This window comes from Bacillus sp. FSL K6-1003 (assembly GCF_037964945.1).
GTDB lineage: Bacteria > Bacillota > Bacilli > Bacillales > Bacillaceae > Bacillus > Bacillus mojavensis.
This window is the reverse complement of record NZ_CP150176.1, coordinates 2,446,857-2,462,844: the sequence shown is the minus strand read 5'-3', so window position 1 is coordinate 2,462,844 and position 15,988 is coordinate 2,446,857. Positions and strand designations below refer to the sequence as shown.

Here is a 15,988-nt window from a genome sequence, read left to right as displayed (position 1 = left end):
GAAGGGAGAATATTGATGGAAGATATACTGACGAATCCGCTTGTTATTGCAGTGATTATCGGAATTATTTCCACGATTTTCGGCAAAGTGAAAAAAGAAGAAGAAAAAAACAATCAAAATCAAAAAAGAGAAAAGCCTCAGACCATGAAACCTGCTTCTGTTCAGAATAAACAATCAGCTAAAGAAACGCCTGCTCCTATTCCAAACCGCTTGGAACAGATGAGACAAGAAGCTGAAGAAAGACGAAAGGAAACAGAAAGAAACCTGAAAGGGCTTGAGCGGGATCTTACTGCCGCCAAAAATAAAGCGGTGTACACCAAGCAAAAACTGCTACAGGTTAATAAAGACACTGTGGTGCAAGGCATTGTCTTAGGCGAAGTATTCGGTCCGCCAAGGGCAAAAAAACCTCATCACACAATGCGTGCAGCCCGCAAAAATTAAGTGTTAGAACCCTCTTTCAAATCATACATATGAGATGAAAGGGGGTTCTTTTTGTATGGGGCATAGAAAGAATCGTTTAAAAGCTTGGCTGACAAGAGCATTGGAAATTCCCCCGGACGTTATGATGGATCTGCCGCGGATAACAATGGTCGGCAGACTTCATATCTACATAGAAAACCACAGAGGCCTTCTGCTGTTCAGTGAGAATGAAGTGAGGCTGATGCTGAAGCAGGGCCAGTGCATCATATCAGGAGAAAACTTTGTGATCAAAGCGATTCTTCCGGAAGAAATACTTTTGGAGGGTACGATTGATGTCGTTCGATATGTTGAGTCATAAAGCCGAGGGGGAAATGTTGTGAAAAATAAATGGCTGTCTTTTTTTGAGGGTAAGGTCCAGCTTGAAGTGACGGGACGAGGCATTGAACGGCTCCTTAATGAATGCACAAGAAGAGGGATTCCGATCTTTCATCTGAAAAAAAAGAAAGAAGCCGTCTTGTTATATATACAGCTTCAGGATGTACATGCCTTTCGGCGTGTCAGGAGAGAATTTGACTGTAAAGCCCGTTTTATCAATCGAAAAGGGTTCCCGTTCTTATTGCTGAAATCCAAGCTGAATTTAGGTTTTACCATTGGTTTTGCGCTTTTTTTTATCCTTTTATTTTTGCTCTCCAATATGGTGTGGAAAATTGAAGTGACTGGCGCAAAGCCTGAAACGGAGCACCAAATGATGCAGCATCTGAAGGGAATAGGCGTCCAAAAAGGGCGATTGCAGTTTTTAATGCAGTCTCCCGAAAAGATACAAAAATCGTTAACCAACGGAATAGACAATATCACTTGGGTCGGAGTCGATTTGAAAGGCACGACCATCCGTATGAAAGTTGTGGAGAAAAATGAGCCGGAAAAAGAAAAGTATGCCAGTCCGCGCCATATTGTCGCCAAAAAGAAAGCAACCATTACAAGAATGTTTGTGCAGAAAGGACAGCCCATGGCCGCAATTCATGATCATGTGGAAAAGGGACAAATGCTTGTCTCCGGCTTAATCGGAAGCGAAGATGAGCAGCAGGAAGTCGCCTCTAAAGCTGAAATTTACGGTGAGACCTGGTACAGATCTGAAGTAACAGTGCCACTTGAAACATTATTTAACGTCTATACGGGCAAAGTAAGGACAAAGCACAAGCTTTCTTTTGGCTCATGGGCTTTCCCGATCTGGGGAATGACGTTTAAAAAAGAGGAATTAAAACATCCAAAAACAGAACAAGAGAAGCATTCGCTTCATTTTCTCGGTTTGGAGCTCCCTGTTTCTTATATCAAAGAGCAAACGAGAGAAAGTGAAGAGGCTTTGCGAAAATATACGGAAGAAGAAGCAGTTCAAGAAGGAATCAAAATGGGTAAACAGGATGTAGAGAATAAAATAGGCGAGGACGGCGAGGTGAAAAGTGAAAAAGTTTTGCACCAGACAGTCGAGAATGGTAAAGTAAAGTTGATTATTCTCTACCAAGTTATAGAAGATATCGTTCAAACCACACCTATTGTCAGGGAGACTGAAGAATGACAGAACATTTACTTGCGATTAATCAAAAACTGAAAAGCCCGGACGAGGCGCTTTCACTGTTCGGGAATCAAGATTCTTTTTTGACACTGATGGAGAAAGATCTGGATGTAAATATCATTACGCGAGGCGAAACGATTTATATTTCAGGCGGTGAAGAATCGTTTCAGATTGCCGACAGGCTGCTGGGATCACTTCTCGCATTAATTCGCAAGGGGATAGAGATCTCTGAACGTGATGTGATTTACGCCATCAAGATGGCAAAAAAGAATGAGCTTGAATATTTTGAAAGCATGTATGAAGAAGAAATTACAAAAAACGCAAAAGGCAAATCGATCCGTGTGAAAACCATGGGACAGCGGGAATACGTAGCAGCCATGAAACGAAATGATCTTGTATTCGGTATTGGCCCGGCTGGAACCGGAAAAACGTATCTTGCTGTCGTAAAAGCAGTCCACGCATTGAAAAACGGACATATTAAAAAAATCATTTTAACAAGACCTGCCGTAGAAGCCGGTGAAAGCCTCGGTTTTTTACCAGGTGACCTGAAAGAGAAAGTAGATCCTTATTTGCGCCCGCTGTATGACGCTCTTCATGATGTGCTTGGAACAGATCATACAGAACGTCTGCTGGAAAGAGGAGTTATTGAAATCGCTCCGCTCGCTTATATGAGAGGCCGGACGCTTGATGATGCCTATGTTATACTTGATGAAGCACAGAACACTACGCCTGCCCAAATGAAAATGTTTTTGACGAGACTGGGTTTTGGCTCTAAAATGATCATTACAGGTGACGTTAGCCAAATTGATCTGCCGAAAGGCGTCAAATCGGGACTTGCAGTAGCGAGAGAGATGCTGAAAGAAATCGACGGCATTTCTGTGATTGAACTGGACCAGACAGACGTGGTCAGACATCCGCTTGTTGCGAAAATTATTGAAGCATACGATAAGCAAAATTAATCCTGAATGACCCGATCGCGCGTTATCGGGTCATTTTTGCTTATCAGCTTGATTTTCTAGAGGAGGTTCTTGTGTTGAAAAAGAAGGGGAAGACCAAAAGCGGCTCAACAAAGTGGCGCGGCTTTAAAAATGCACGCTCCATGCATGTACTGCTGTATCTTCTGCTGGCTGCGATTATGTTCGCATTGCTTTTTGTACATGTGAAGCCGGAATCGCTTGATTTAGACCTGTTTTCAGTCAGCGACAAGACCATTTATGCTCCGGCAACCGTGGAAGATCAAAAAGCGACAGAGGAAAAAAAGCAAGCTGCTGAGGATGCGGTCGAAGATCAATATACCTTAAAGAAGGATTATACAGACAATCGAATTGATCTTGTGTCATCGATATTTGACAGTATTAGTGAAGTGAAAAACTCAGCAGAAGAAGACAGCAGTTCAACATCAGAAAAATCAATGATTAAGTCGGTGAAGAATAAGCTGACGTCAGATGTGAATGATTCTATATCAGAGGAAGCCATCAAGACTTTGCTGAAGGCGGACCATGAAGATTTTTCATTTGTCAGAGATACTGTCATAACAGCAGTAAACTCAGTGATGAGCAGTGAAATCCCGTCGGATAAATTATCTGAAGCAAAAGATAAATTGGAAAAAGAACTGAAGAGTAATTCTATTCCGTCCAAATATTTGGGAGCCGCCACGGAAATCGGGCGTTACGCCATCATTCCGAATTACGTCTTCGATCCGAAAGCAACAGAGGCAAAGCGCCAGGAAGCGTCAGACAATGTTCAGCAGGTTCAGATCAAACAGGGGCAAGTGCTCGTGGAAGAAAATGACCTCATTGATCGGGAAGTATATAGAAAACTTGAGCTGACCGGATTATTAAATAACTCCAATTTGTTCAAGCCGATCAGCGGTCTATTGATTATGATTGGGCTTTTCATAGCTACACTTGTTTACTATTTCGAAAAACAGAATCAAAATCTGAAATTCAAACAAAAGTCGATCTTATTATTCTCCATTATTACAACGCTTTTACTTGTTATTATGGAGGTTGTCAGTTTATTTCAAAAGATGGAATATAACAATATTGGCTATCTTGTCCCCATTGCGGCCGGCGCGATCTTAATTAAGCTGCTGATGAATGAGCGAATCGCCATTTTAGGAAGTATCATTCTTGCGATTTGCGGAAGTATGATGTTTAATCAAGGTGTGACAGGAACATTTAATTATGTCATTGGTATTTATTATTTGATCAGCGGTATTTCTGGTGTATTGTTTTTAGGAAAACACAATGGCAGATCAAAAATATTGCAGACCGGACTTTTTGTGGCGTTTATCAATATGATTGTGGTTCTATCTCTATTATTGATTCAAAACACCGCGCTGTCAGGTCTGGAAATCGGGACGCTCATGCTGATGGGAGTTGTGTCGGGCTTTGCTTCCTCTGTATTAATTATCGGGCTTATGCCGTTTTTTGAGACAGGTTTCGGCATTTTGTCCACAATGAGGCTGATTGAGCTGTCCAACCCTAACCATCCGCTGCTTCGAAAAATACTGACAGAAACACCAGGTACATATCACCACAGCGTCATGGTCGCTAATTTGTCAGAGGCCGCCTGCGAGGCGGTAGGGGCAAATGGTTTGCTTGCAAGAGTCGGTGCGTATTACCACGACCTTGGAAAAACAAAGCGGCCGCAGTATTTTATTGAAAATCAAATGAATATTGACAATCCGCATGATAAGCTTTCTCCGCAGCTCAGTAAAAATATCATTATTTCGCATACCACTGACGGGGCGAATATGCTGAGGAGTTATAAATTTCCAAAGGAGCTTGTGGATATTGCTGAGCAGCACCACGGGACTTCTCTTTTGAAATTCTTTTATTATAAAGCGAAGGAAAAAGGCGATCAGATTACAGAGGAAGAATTCCGTTACCCGGGGCCGAAGCCGCAGTCAAAAGAAGCCGCGATAATCTCAGTGGCAGACAGTGTCGAAGCGGCTGTCAGATCGATGCATAATCCAAATCCTGAACGAATTGAAAAGCTTGTCCGGGGCATTATATCCGATAAGCTTCAGGACGGACAGTTTAGTGAATGCGATTTGACATTTAAAGAGCTTGATACAATTGCAAAAACGCTTTGTGCAACATTAAAAGGAATTTTCCACTCCCGGATTGAATATCCGGAGGCTACTAAGAAGGTGAAATAGATGAGTTTACTGATTGATATCATAGATGAAACCGGAAGTGTCTCTGAAGAGATGCTTAAAGAAGTAGAAAATCTGCTTCAATTTGCTGCTGAGCGCGAAGGAGTTCAGGATCAGGCTGAGGTTTCTGTCACGATCGTTACCAATGAAGACATTCAGCAGATCAATAAAGAGTATCGGGGAAAGGATACGCCGACAGACGTCATTTCATTTGCTCTTGAAGAAGAGGGAGAAGATGAAGTTGAAATTGTCGGTGCTGAAATGCCGCCGGTTTTAGGTGACATTATCATCAGTGCAGATCGTACAAGAGAGCAGGCCGAAGAATATAACCATTCTTTCAAGAGAGAGCTTGGCTTTCTAGCGGTACATGGATTCCTGCATCTTTTAGGATATGACCATATGACGAAAGAGGAAGAAGAGGAGATGTTTACTAAGCAAAAGGATTTGCTGGACGCCTATGGACTCAAGAGATCATAGAAATGAGCTGAAGCGATTCCTAATGAGCTTCGTGCACGCAGGACGGGGCATATGGAAAACGGCGCGGACGGAGCGGAATTTTCAATTTCATGCCGCGGCTGCCTGCGCCGTTATCATTTGCGGTTTTCTCGTTAATCTCAGCTTGACAGAGTGGGCTATTATTTTTCTTTTGATCGGCGGAATGCTTTCGCTAGAGCTTTTAAATACAGCTATTGAACACACGGTTGATTTAGTAACAGATAAACATCACCCGCTTGCGAAGGCGGCTAAGGACGCTGCTGCCGGGGCTGTTTGCGTTTTTGCCGTGATTTCGTGTATTATTGGTTTACTTATTTTTTTGCCAAAGCTGTAATGGCTGAAAATTCTTACATTTATTTTACATTTTTAGAAATGGGCGTGAAAAAAGGAGCGCTATTATGTAAAATATAAAGTGATAGCGGTACCATTATAGGTAAGAGAGGAACATGTACACATGAACAGACAGGAATTGATAACAGAAGCTTTAAAAGCGCGTGACATGGCATATGCACCGTATTCCAAGTTTAAAGTAGGAGCCGCTCTTCTTACCAAAGATGGAAAAGTGTACAGAGGCTGCAATATAGAGAATGCGGCATACAGCATGTGCAACTGCGCTGAGCGTACCGCTTTGTTTAAAGCTGTTTCTGAAGGCGATACTGAGTTTCAGATGCTGGCAGTAGCTGCTGACACCCCGGGACCAGTATCACCGTGCGGAGCCTGCAGACAGGTGATTTCTGAGCTCTGCACAAAGGACGTTGTTGTCGTGCTGACCAATTTACAAGGACAAATAAAAGAAATGACTGCAGAAGAATTATTGCCAGGCGCATTTTCATCGGAGGATTTACATGACGAACGAAAGCTTTAAATCAGGATTTGTATCCATTATCGGAAGACCAAATGTAGGTAAGTCTACTTTTTTGAACAGAGTGATCGGCCAAAAAATCGCCATCATGAGTGATAAACCCCAAACAACGAGAAATAAGGTGCAAGGGGTTTTAACGACAGGCACATCACAAACAATTTTTATTGACACACCAGGAATTCATAAGCCTAAGCATAAGCTTGGGGACTTTATGATGAAAGTGGCGCAAAATACATTGAAAGAAGTCGATTTGATCTTATTTATGATCAATGCTGAGGAAGGTTACGGCAAGGGCGACGAGTTCATTATTGAGAAATTGCAGAATACCTCGACACCTGTTTTCTTAATCGTAAACAAAATTGACAAAATCCATCCTGATCAATTGCTTCTGCTAATTGACGAATACCGCGGGCGATATCCTTTTAAGGAAATTGTTCCGATCTCTGCATTAGAGGGAAATAATATTGAAACTTTGCTGGCGCAGATTGAAGCCTATTTGCCTGAAGGACCTCAGTTTTATCCAAGTGATCAGGTGACCGATCATCCGGAGCGCTTTATTATTTCTGAGTTGATCAGGGAAAAGGTGCTGCATCTGACTAGGGAAGAAATCCCGCACAGCATTGCGGTAAGCATCGAATCGATTAAAGGACAGGACAACGGATCCGTGCACGTGGCGGCAACAATTGTAGTCGAACGGGATTCTCAAAAAGGCATTGTCATCGGTAAAAAAGGCAGCCTGCTGAAAGAAGTCGGAAAAAGAGCGAGAGCGGATATTGAGGCCCTCTTAGGTTCTCGCGTCTATCTTGAATTATGGGTAAAAGTGCAGAAAGACTGGCGTAACAAAATGTCCCAGCTTCGCGACTTCGGCTTTAAAGAGGATGAATATTAATCTCTTGCTGTGTCATTATCTCACATGAACAGGGATAACTTAGCAAATTTTGTTTAACATGAAATGGAGGAAATCTGGTCAAGATAAAGGTAAGAATTTGGAGTTTAGGTAAGCTAGTTTAACTACAGAAAGGTGGGTTTCTTGTGTTGAATTTTACCTGGAACGTATTTTCTCAAACAGGAAATGTTGATACGTATCTTCTTTTTAAAGAACTGGAAAAAGAGAACATGGAAAGACCCGAAGAACTAGAAGATGAGCTAGCCCGATTTGATTTTCCAATTTTATAGACCTCTTGACCGCTCCTGTTTTAGGAAGGTGCGGAAATGCTGACAAAATGTGAAGGAATCGTTCTTCGTACCAATGATTACGGAGAGACGAATAAAATAGTTACTTTACTGACAAGAGAGCACGGAAAAATAGGTGTTATGGCCAGAGGAGCCAAAAAACCGAACAGCCGTTTATCAGCAGTCAGCCAGCCCTTTTTGTATGGTTCATTCTTATTGCAGAAAACAACAGGCCTCGGAACCCTTCAGCAGGGTGAAATGATTCTCAGCATGAGAGGCATCAGAGAGGATTTGTTTTTAACTGCATATGCAGCTTTTATTGCCGAGCTTGTTGACAAAGGCACAGAAGAAAAAAAACCAAATCCCTATTTGTTTGAATTTATTTTAGAATCCTTTAAACAGCTTGATGAAGGAACTGACCCGGATGTTATCACCTTCATTGTTCAAATGAAGATGCTTGCTGTGATGGGACTGTATCCTGAGCTTAATCACTGTGTGCATTGTAAAAGCCAGGATGGGGCATTCCATTTTTCTGTTCGCGATAACGGTTTTATTTGCCACCGCTGCTTTGACAAAGACCCTTACAAGGTGCCGATTAAACCGCAAACGGCAAGGCTATTGAGATTGTTTTATTACTTTGATCTTTCAAGGATTGGCAATGTGTCCTTAAAGCAGGAAACGAAAGATGAAGTAAAGCAAGTTATTGACTTGTACTACGAAGAATATTCAGGAGTTTATCTGAAATCGAAGCGCTTTTTAGATCAAATGGAGAGCATGAAACATCTTATGGGTGAAAACAAAAGTTGACATCTGGCCCATCTTTTTATATGATCATTTATTATAAAATATGTTGCAGTGAGAGAAAGAAGTACTTGCGTATACCTCATAAAAGCGACCTTAGGACGGTGTAAGCTAAGGATGAGCACGCAACGAAAGGCATTCTTGAGCAATTTTAAAAAAGAGGCTGGGATTTTGTTCTCAGCAACTAGGGTGGAACCGCGGGAGAACTCTCGTCCCTATGTTTGCGGCTGGCAAGCATAGAGACGGGAGTTTTTTGGTTGCTGCCGCAGCAATTTTATGAAAGAAAAGTGGAGGTGCTTGAAATGAATATTCAAGACATGATTCTAACCCTGCAGAAGCATTGGTCCAATGAAGGCTGTGTGCTCATGCAGGCATACGATGTAGAAAAAGGGGCCGGCACGATGAGCCCGTATACATTTTTGCGCAGTATCGGTCCTGAGCCGTGGAAAGTGGCTTACGTTGAGCCGTCAAGACGCCCAGCTGACGGCCGATATGGAGAAAACCCGAACAGACTTTATCAGCATCATCAATTCCAGGTCATCATTAAACCGTCACCTGATAACATTCAAGAGCTGTATTTAGACTCTTTGCGCGCTCTCGGAATTGATCCGCTTGAGCATGACATCCGTTTCGTTGAAGACAACTGGGAAAATCCGTCTTTAGGCTGTGCGGGTCTTGGCTGGGAAGTATGGCTTGACGGAATGGAAATTACACAATTCACGTATTTCCAGCAGGTTGGAGGACTCGAGTGTAAGCCTGTTTCCGTTGAGATTACATACGGAATTGAGCGTCTGGCCTCTTATATTCAAGATAAAGAAAATGTATTTGATCTTGAGTGGACGTCAGGGTTTACCGTGAAAGATTTATTCATGATGGCTGAGTACGAGCATTCCGTTTATACATTTGAAACATCTGATGTTGATATGCTGTTCCAATTATTCAGCACGTATGAAAAAGAAGCGATTAAGCAAATGGATAACGGTCTTGTGCATCCTGCATATGACTACGTGCTTAAATGCTCGCACACATTCAACCTTCTTGATGCCAAAGGGGCAATCTCTGTTACAGAGCGGACAGGCTATATCGGAAGAGTGCGGAATTTAGCAAGAAAAGTCGCAAAAACCTATTATGAGGAACGAGAAAAACTAGGGTTCCCAATGCTTAAAGGGGAGGGTTCTTCTCATGAGTAAACAGGATTTACTTTTAGAGATCGGATTAGAGGAAATGCCGGCGCGCTTTTTGAATGAAAGCATGGTTCAGCTTGGCGAAAAGCTGACAGGCTGGCTTGCAGAAAAAAATATCGCACACGGTGAAGTGAAGCTTTTTAATACACCGAGACGCCTTGCTGTTTTCGTAAAGGGTGTAGCAGAAAAGCAGGATGATATAAAAGAAGAAGCAAAAGGGCCTGCAAAAAAAATCGCTCTTGATGCTGACGGCAACTGGACAAAAGCGGCGATTGGGTTTTCAAAAGGGCAAGGTGCCAGCGTGGAAGACTTGTACATGAAAGAAATAAAAGGCACAGAATATGTTTTTGTGCAAAAATTCCAAGCAGGCCAAGAAACCAAAACACTTCTGCCTGAACTGAACAGCTTAATTACAAGCCTTCATTTCCCGAAAAACATGAGATGGGGAAATGAAGATCTGCGTTATATCCGTCCGATTAAATGGATTGTCGCTTTATTTGGCCAGGATGTCATTCCGTTTGCAATCACAAATGTGGAGTCAGGCCGGACGACACAGGGGCACCGTTTCCTGGGGCATGAAGTGTCTATTGAATCGCCTTCAAGTTATGAAGAACAGCTGAAAGAGCAGCATGTGATTGCTGATCCAAATGTTCGCAAACAGATGATTCAATCGCAGCTGGAAGCAATGGCCGAAGAAAACAAATGGAGTATTCCGGTTGACGAGGACCTCCTTGATGAAGTCAATCATTTAGTAGAGTATCCGACGGCTCTTTACGGCTCATTTGAATCTGAGTTTCTGTCCATTCCTGAGGAAGTGCTTGTAACGACAATGAAAGAGCATCAGCGCTATTTCCCTGTTAAAGACAAGAACGGAGATTTGCTTCCTTACTTTATCACAGTCCGAAACGGAAACAGCCACGCGATCGAAAATGTCGCGCGAGGCAATGAGAAAGTGCTGCGTGCTCGTTTATCCGATGCTTCCTTCTTCTACAAGGAAGATCAGAAGCTGAACATTGATGAAAATGTGAAAAAGCTTGAAAACATTGTGTTCCATGAAGAGCTTGGCTCTCTCGCTGATAAGGTAAGAAGAGTAACAGCGATCGCAGAGAAGCTTGCTGTCCGTCTTCAAGCTGATGAAGATACATTAAAACACGTGAAACGTGCTGCTGAAATTTCTAAGTTCGACCTTGTGACACATATGATATATGAATTCCCTGAGCTTCAAGGAATTATGGGTGAAAAGTATGCGAGAATGCTTGGCGAACATGATGCTGTAGCTGCGGCTGTCAACGAACACTATATGCCTAGATCCGCAGGCGGAGAAACACCTTCCACTTTCACTGGGGCAGTCGTGGCAATGGCGGATAAGCTGGATACAATCGCATCCTTCTTCTCTATTGGCGTCATTCCGACTGGTTCACAGGATCCTTACGGCTTGCGCCGCCAAGCGAGCGGTATTGTTGCGATTCTGCTTGACCGGAACTGGGGCATTTCGTTTGAAGAGCTGCTGACTTTCGTACAATCGGAAAAAGAAACCGAACTGTTAGATTTCTTCACTCAGCGTCTAAAATACGTCTTAAATGCGGAGCAGATCAGACATGATGTAATAGATGCCGTGCTGGAAAGCTCTGAGCTTGAGCCGTATTCAGCACTTCACAAAGCGCAAGTGCTGGAACAAAAACTGGGTGCCTCGGGCTTTAAAGAAACAGCTGAAGCTTTAGGCCGAGTGATCTCTATCAGCAAAAAAGGAGTTCGCGGGGATATTCAGCCTGAATTGTTCGAAAATGAATACGAAGCGAAGCTGTACGAAGCTTATCAAACTGCTAAACAAAATCTGCAGGAAAGCTTCAGCAAAAAAGATTATGAGGCGGCCCTTTCTTCACTAGCAGCCTTGAAGGAACCGATCGATGCTTATTTCGACCATACGATGGTTATTGCTGATAACGAGGCATTAAAGGCAAACCGATTAGCGCAAATGGTAAACTTGGCGGATCAGATCAAGTCCTTTGCTAATATGAATGCCCTTATTGTAAAATAAAGAGAGAAAAGGCGGTTGCTGTGTGATCGGTAATCGTCTTTTCCCCATTTGAACGTTTTTTTGTTTGATTACAGAGCATTTACGTTATAATATGGTTTATTATTCTCTTTACATAGATATGAAGTGAAAAGGTGGTGAGTACGATCGAACTAAATAAACGGCAAGAACATATTTTGCAGATTGTAAAAGAAAACGGACCGATTACAGGGGAGCATATTGCCGAACAGCTGAATTTAACGAGAGCAACACTGCGTCCTGATTTAGCCATACTCACCATGTCAGGTTTCCTTGAGGCGCGCCCGAGAGTCGGTTATTTCTATACTGGAAAAACCGGTACGCAGCTGCTGGCAGATAAACTGAAAAAGCTTCAGGTGAAAGACTTTCAATCTATCCCCGTCGTTATTCACGAAAACGTTTCTGTATATGATGCGATTTGCACCATGTTTTTAGAAGATGTAGGTACTCTGTTTGTAGTGGACCGTGATGCTGTTTTAGTCGGAGTGCTTTCACGAAAGGATTTACTACGAGCCAGCATCGGCCAGCAGGAGCTTACTTCTGTCCCTGTGCACATTATTATGACTAGAATGCCGAATATTACAGTGTGCAGACGCGAGGATTATGTGATGGACATTGCAAAGCACTTAATTGAAAAACAAATCGATGCGCTGCCTGTCATCAAAGATACCGATAAAGGATATGAAGTGATCGGCAGAGTGACGAAAACGAATATGACCAAAATACTTGTCAGTTTATCAGAAAATGAAATCCTATAAGAGCGCAGACTAACGGGGGGATAATATGAATAACCGCATCATCTATGTCGTATCGGATTCCGTCGGTGAAACGGCTGAATTGGTAGTCAAAGCTGCATTAAGCCAATTTAACGGATCAGCAGACGATACACATGTAAGAAGAATTCCTTATGTTGAAGACATTGGCACTATCAATGAAGTGATTTCGCTTGCAAAAGCAGATGGAGGCATTATCTGTTTTACACTTGTGGTGCCGGAAATAAGAGAATATTTGATTGCCGAAGCGGAAAAAGCAAATGTCTTATATTATGATATTATCGGCCCGTTAATTGATAAAATGGAAACAGCCTACGGTTTAACGGCGAAGTATGAACCGGGACGGGTCCGCCAGCTTGATGAAGATTATTTCAAAAAGGTCGAAGCGATTGAGTTTGCTGTTAAATACGATGATGGGCGTGACCCACGAGGCATTTTAAAAGCTGATATCGTTTTGATCGGTGTATCGAGAACCTCTAAAACACCGTTATCGCAATATCTTGCCCACAAGCGGCTGAAGGTTGCCAATGTCCCGATTGTTCCGGAGGTTGACCCGCCGGAAGAGCTTTTTAATGTTGACCCGAAAAAATGCATCGGCCTGAAGATCAGTCCGGATAAACTGAATCATATCAGAAAAGAACGGTTAAAATCACTTGGCCTCAATGACAAGGCCATTTATGCAAATATCAACAGAATAAAAGAGGAATTGGAATATTTCGAAAAGATCGTGGATCGAATCGGCTGCCAGGTTGTAGATGTTTCAAATAAAGCAGTAGAAGAAACAGCAAATATTATCCATCATCTCAAAACGAAAAACATGTAACTCAGGACGCTCTATCCTGGGTTTTTGACTTTGCCAAAAGGGAATAATGAAAAACAATAGCATCTTTGTGAAGTTTGTATTATAATAAAAAATTGTGATAAAATGATTAATTTTAGGTTTAAGGTTCGTGTGATACGAATAAACTATTATGGGTAAGATGTCAAGAATTTCTCCCGGAAATTTTTCGACAAATTCAAATACACCCGCATTTTTGCAGGGTGTGCGATTTTGCTTGCTTTTATGCAGGAGTTTAATGGAGGGATGGAGAATTACTCTTCTTAATGAAAAAGAAAAGACGATTTTTGTCGATGCTGATGCTTGTCCTGTAAAAGACGAAATTTTACAAACAGCATCCGATTATGAAGTTCAAGTTCTTTTTGTCGCTTCATTTGAACATTACCAGCTTTCCAGAAGTCAGGAAGAAAAATGGAAGTATGTTGATCCTCATAAAGAAGCTGCTGATTTATATATCGCAAATCATGTAAAACCGGGAGATGTCGTGGTGACGCAGGATATTGGTTTAGCGTCCCTGCTTCTGAACAGGAACGTCACTGTCATGTCGGAGAGAGGACGTCTTTACAAGGAAGATACGATTGATTTTGCCCTTGAAGGCCGTCATGTTTCCGGCAAACAAAGGAGAAAAGGCATATATGCCAAAGGGCCTAAAAAATTGAATCATGAAGATCGAGAACGATTTGTTATGCTGCTGCAAAAAATCCTGTCGAACGATGAAGGGATTTTGCACTAAAACATCGAATAATGTACGACGGAGTGTTATAAGATGGGAAATCGGATACCAGATGAAATTGTAGACAAGGTGCAAAAGTCGGCAGATATCGTTGAAGTCATAGGTGATTATGTTCAATTAAAGAAGCAAGGCCGAAACTACTTTGGACTCTGTCCTTTTCATGGAGAAAGCACACCTTCGTTTTCCGTATCGCCAGACAAACAGATTTTTCATTGCTTCGGCTGCGGAGCGGGTGGCAATGTCTTCTCCTTTTTGAGGCAGATGGAGGGCTATTCGTTTGCTGAATCGGTTTCCCACCTTGCGGACAAATACCACATTGATTTTCCAGATGATATAACGGTTCACACCGCAGTCCGGCCAGAATCCTCCGGAGAACAAAAAATGGCGGAGGCTCATGAGCTTCTGAAGAAATTTTACCATCATTTGTTAATAAATACAAAAGAAGGCCAGGATGCGCTGGATTATTTGCTTGCAAGAGGGTTTACGAAAGAGCTGATTGATGAATTTCAGATTGGCTATGCACTTGATTCTTGGGACTTCATAACGAAATTTCTCACCAAGAGAGGCTTCAGCGAAACTCAAATGGAAAAAGCGGGGCTGCTCATTAGACGCGAAGACGGAAGCGGATATTTTGACCGTTTCAGAAACCGGATCATGTTTCCGATCCATGACCATCATGGAGCTGTTGTGGCTTTCTCAGGCCGAGCGCTTGGCAGCCAGCAGCCAAAATATATGAACAGCCCGGAAACGCCGCTTTTTCATAAAAGCAAGCTGCTTTATCATTTTCACAAGGCCCGCCTTCATATCAGAAAGCAGGAAAGAGCTGTCTTATTCGAGGGATTCGCCGATGTCATATCAGCGGTAAACTCAGGCGTAAAAGAGAGTGTAGCGACGATGGGCACGTCTTTGACAGATGATCATGTAAAGATTCTGAGAAGAAACGTGGAGGAGATCATTCTTTGCTATGACTCTGATAAAGCCGGATATGAAGCCACCTTGAAAGCTGCAGAGCTTCTTCAGAAAAAAGATTGTAAAGTCAGAGTCGCTATGATCCCTGACGGATTGGACCCGGACGATTACATTAAACAGTACGGCGGAGAAAAATTCAAAAACGACATTGTCGATGCAAGCGTTACGGTAATGGCGTTTAAAATGCAATATTTCCGGAAAGGAAAGAACCTGTCCGATGAAGGCGATCGATTAGCCTACATTAAAGAAGTGCTTAAAGAAATCAGCGCGATGTCAGGATCACTTGAACAGGAAGTCTACGTGAAACAGCTTGCTTCCGAATTTTCGATTTCCCAGGAGTCATTAACTGAGCAGCTGACTGTATTCGGCAGGCAAAACAAACCTGCTGACAGCAGCGGTGAAACGAAAACAAGAAGAGCGCATTTGACAACTAAGGCAAGGCAAAAACGGCTGCGCCCGGCGTATGAAAATGCAGAAAGGCTTTTACTGGCGCATATGCTTCGTGACAGGGGCGTCATAAAAAAAGTCATTGACCGGGTCGGGTTTGAATTTAATATTGATGAACACCGCGCTTTGGCCGCCTATCTGTACGCTTTATATGAAGAGGGTGCCGAGCTGACGCCTCAGCATCTTATGGCCAGGGTGACGGATGATCATATAAGCCAGGTATTGTCTGATATTTTAATGCTTCAGATTAATCAAGAACTCAGCGAGGCCGAGTTATCAGATTATGTGAAAAAAGTGTTGAATCACAGAAAATGGTCAATGATAAAAGAAAAAGAGGCGGAACGAGCCGAAGCCGAAAGGCAAAAAGATTTTTTGAGAGCCGCATCTCTGGCTCAAGAAATCGTTACATTGAACCGATCTTTAAAATAACAGAACTGATGAGGAGCTTTTATTGGCAATGATTCCTTGCGGAGGAGCAAATAGATCGCTTGACCTCATCATGAATTG

17 protein-coding genes are annotated in these 15,988 nt (G+C 42.6%); all 17 read left to right on the top strand.

Going from position 1 to position 15,988, the window contains the following annotated elements:
* Window positions 1-15: 15 nt before the first annotated feature.
* The 17 genes from NSU16_RS12565 to dnaG all read left to right on the top strand — a co-directional run bounded on the left by NSU16_RS12565 (window position 16) and on the right by dnaG (window position 15,910).
* On the top strand, window positions 16-441 hold the full coding sequence (locus NSU16_RS12565; RefSeq protein ID WP_268451090.1) for a hypothetical protein: 426 nt from the start codon (window positions 16-18) through the stop codon (window positions 439-441).
* A 55-nt stretch (window positions 442-496) separates the two neighbouring features.
* On the top strand, window positions 497-778 hold the full coding sequence (gene yqfC, locus NSU16_RS12560) for a sporulation protein YqfC (RefSeq protein WP_010334985.1): 282 nt from the start codon (window positions 497-499) through the stop codon (window positions 776-778).
* Between the two features lie 18 nt (window positions 779-796).
* Window positions 797-1,993, top strand: coding sequence for a sporulation protein YqfD (yqfD, locus tag NSU16_RS12555; RefSeq protein WP_168748265.1), 1,197 nt, complete (start codon window positions 797-799; stop codon window positions 1,991-1,993).
* Window positions 1,990-2,949 (top strand): PhoH family protein, encoded by a 960-nt coding sequence (locus NSU16_RS12550; RefSeq protein WP_268445842.1) that lies wholly within the window; start codon window positions 1,990-1,992, stop codon window positions 2,947-2,949. Before yqfD ends, NSU16_RS12550 begins: the two co-directional genes overlap by 4 nt.
* Window positions 2,950-3,020: 71 nt before the next feature.
* Window positions 3,021-5,156 (top strand): cyclic-di-AMP phosphodiesterase PgpH, encoded by a 2,136-nt coding sequence (pgpH, locus tag NSU16_RS12545; RefSeq protein WP_339191032.1) that lies wholly within the window; start codon window positions 3,021-3,023, stop codon window positions 5,154-5,156.
* The gene (ybeY, locus tag NSU16_RS12540; RefSeq protein WP_229146821.1) at window positions 5,157-5,630 is read left to right on the top strand and encodes an rRNA maturation RNase YbeY; all 474 of its coding nucleotides are present in this window, start codon (window positions 5,157-5,159) and stop codon (window positions 5,628-5,630) included.
* Window positions 5,611-5,982 carry a diacylglycerol kinase family protein gene (locus NSU16_RS12535; RefSeq protein WP_229146823.1) on the top strand — a complete coding sequence of 124 codons (372 nt, stop codon included), beginning with the start codon at window positions 5,611-5,613 and terminating at the stop codon, window positions 5,980-5,982. Before ybeY ends, NSU16_RS12535 begins: the two co-directional genes overlap by 20 nt.
* A gap of 120 nt (window positions 5,983-6,102) precedes the next feature.
* The gene (locus NSU16_RS12530; protein WP_010334980.1) at window positions 6,103-6,513 is read left to right on the top strand and encodes a cytidine deaminase; all 411 of its coding nucleotides are present in this window, start codon (window positions 6,103-6,105) and stop codon (window positions 6,511-6,513) included.
* On the top strand, window positions 6,494-7,399 hold the full coding sequence (era, locus tag NSU16_RS12525; RefSeq protein ID WP_010334979.1) for a GTPase Era: 906 nt from the start codon (window positions 6,494-6,496) through the stop codon (window positions 7,397-7,399). Before NSU16_RS12530 ends, era begins: the two co-directional genes overlap by 20 nt.
* Before the next feature lie 143 nt (window positions 7,400-7,542).
* Window positions 7,543-7,686, top strand: coding sequence for a YqzL family protein (locus NSU16_RS12520; protein ID WP_024122087.1), 144 nt, complete (start codon window positions 7,543-7,545; stop codon window positions 7,684-7,686).
* Window positions 7,687-7,722: 36 nt separating this feature from the next.
* On the top strand, window positions 7,723-8,490 hold the full coding sequence (recO, locus tag NSU16_RS12515; protein WP_339191030.1) for a DNA repair protein RecO: 768 nt from the start codon (window positions 7,723-7,725) through the stop codon (window positions 8,488-8,490).
* Between the two features lie 296 nt (window positions 8,491-8,786).
* Window positions 8,787-9,674, top strand: coding sequence for a glycine--tRNA ligase subunit alpha (glyQ, locus tag NSU16_RS12510; protein ID WP_010334976.1), 888 nt, complete (start codon window positions 8,787-8,789; stop codon window positions 9,672-9,674).
* Window positions 9,667-11,706 (top strand): glycine--tRNA ligase subunit beta, encoded by a 2,040-nt coding sequence (glyS, locus tag NSU16_RS12505; RefSeq protein WP_339191027.1) that lies wholly within the window; start codon window positions 9,667-9,669, stop codon window positions 11,704-11,706. The genes glyQ and glyS overlap by 8 nt, the downstream gene beginning before the upstream one ends.
* Window positions 11,707-11,840: 134 nt before the next feature.
* The gene (gene ccpN, locus NSU16_RS12500; RefSeq protein ID WP_024122084.1) at window positions 11,841-12,479 is read left to right on the top strand and encodes a transcriptional regulator CcpN; all 639 of its coding nucleotides are present in this window, start codon (window positions 11,841-11,843) and stop codon (window positions 12,477-12,479) included.
* A 25-nt stretch (window positions 12,480-12,504) separates the two neighbouring features.
* Window positions 12,505-13,317: a pyruvate, water dikinase regulatory protein gene (locus tag NSU16_RS12495; RefSeq protein WP_003237056.1), complete on the top strand. Its 813-nt coding sequence runs from the start codon at window positions 12,505-12,507 to the stop codon at window positions 13,315-13,317.
* 253 nt (window positions 13,318-13,570) lie between these two features.
* A complete protein-coding gene (locus NSU16_RS12490; RefSeq protein WP_029441368.1) occupies window positions 13,571-14,065 on the top strand; it encodes a YaiI/YqxD family protein in 495 nt (164 codons plus the stop codon).
* 33 nt (window positions 14,066-14,098) lie between these two features.
* Window positions 14,099-15,910, top strand: coding sequence for a DNA primase (dnaG, locus tag NSU16_RS12485; protein ID WP_339191025.1), 1,812 nt, complete (start codon window positions 14,099-14,101; stop codon window positions 15,908-15,910).
* The last annotated feature ends 78 nt before the right edge of the window (window positions 15,911-15,988 follow it).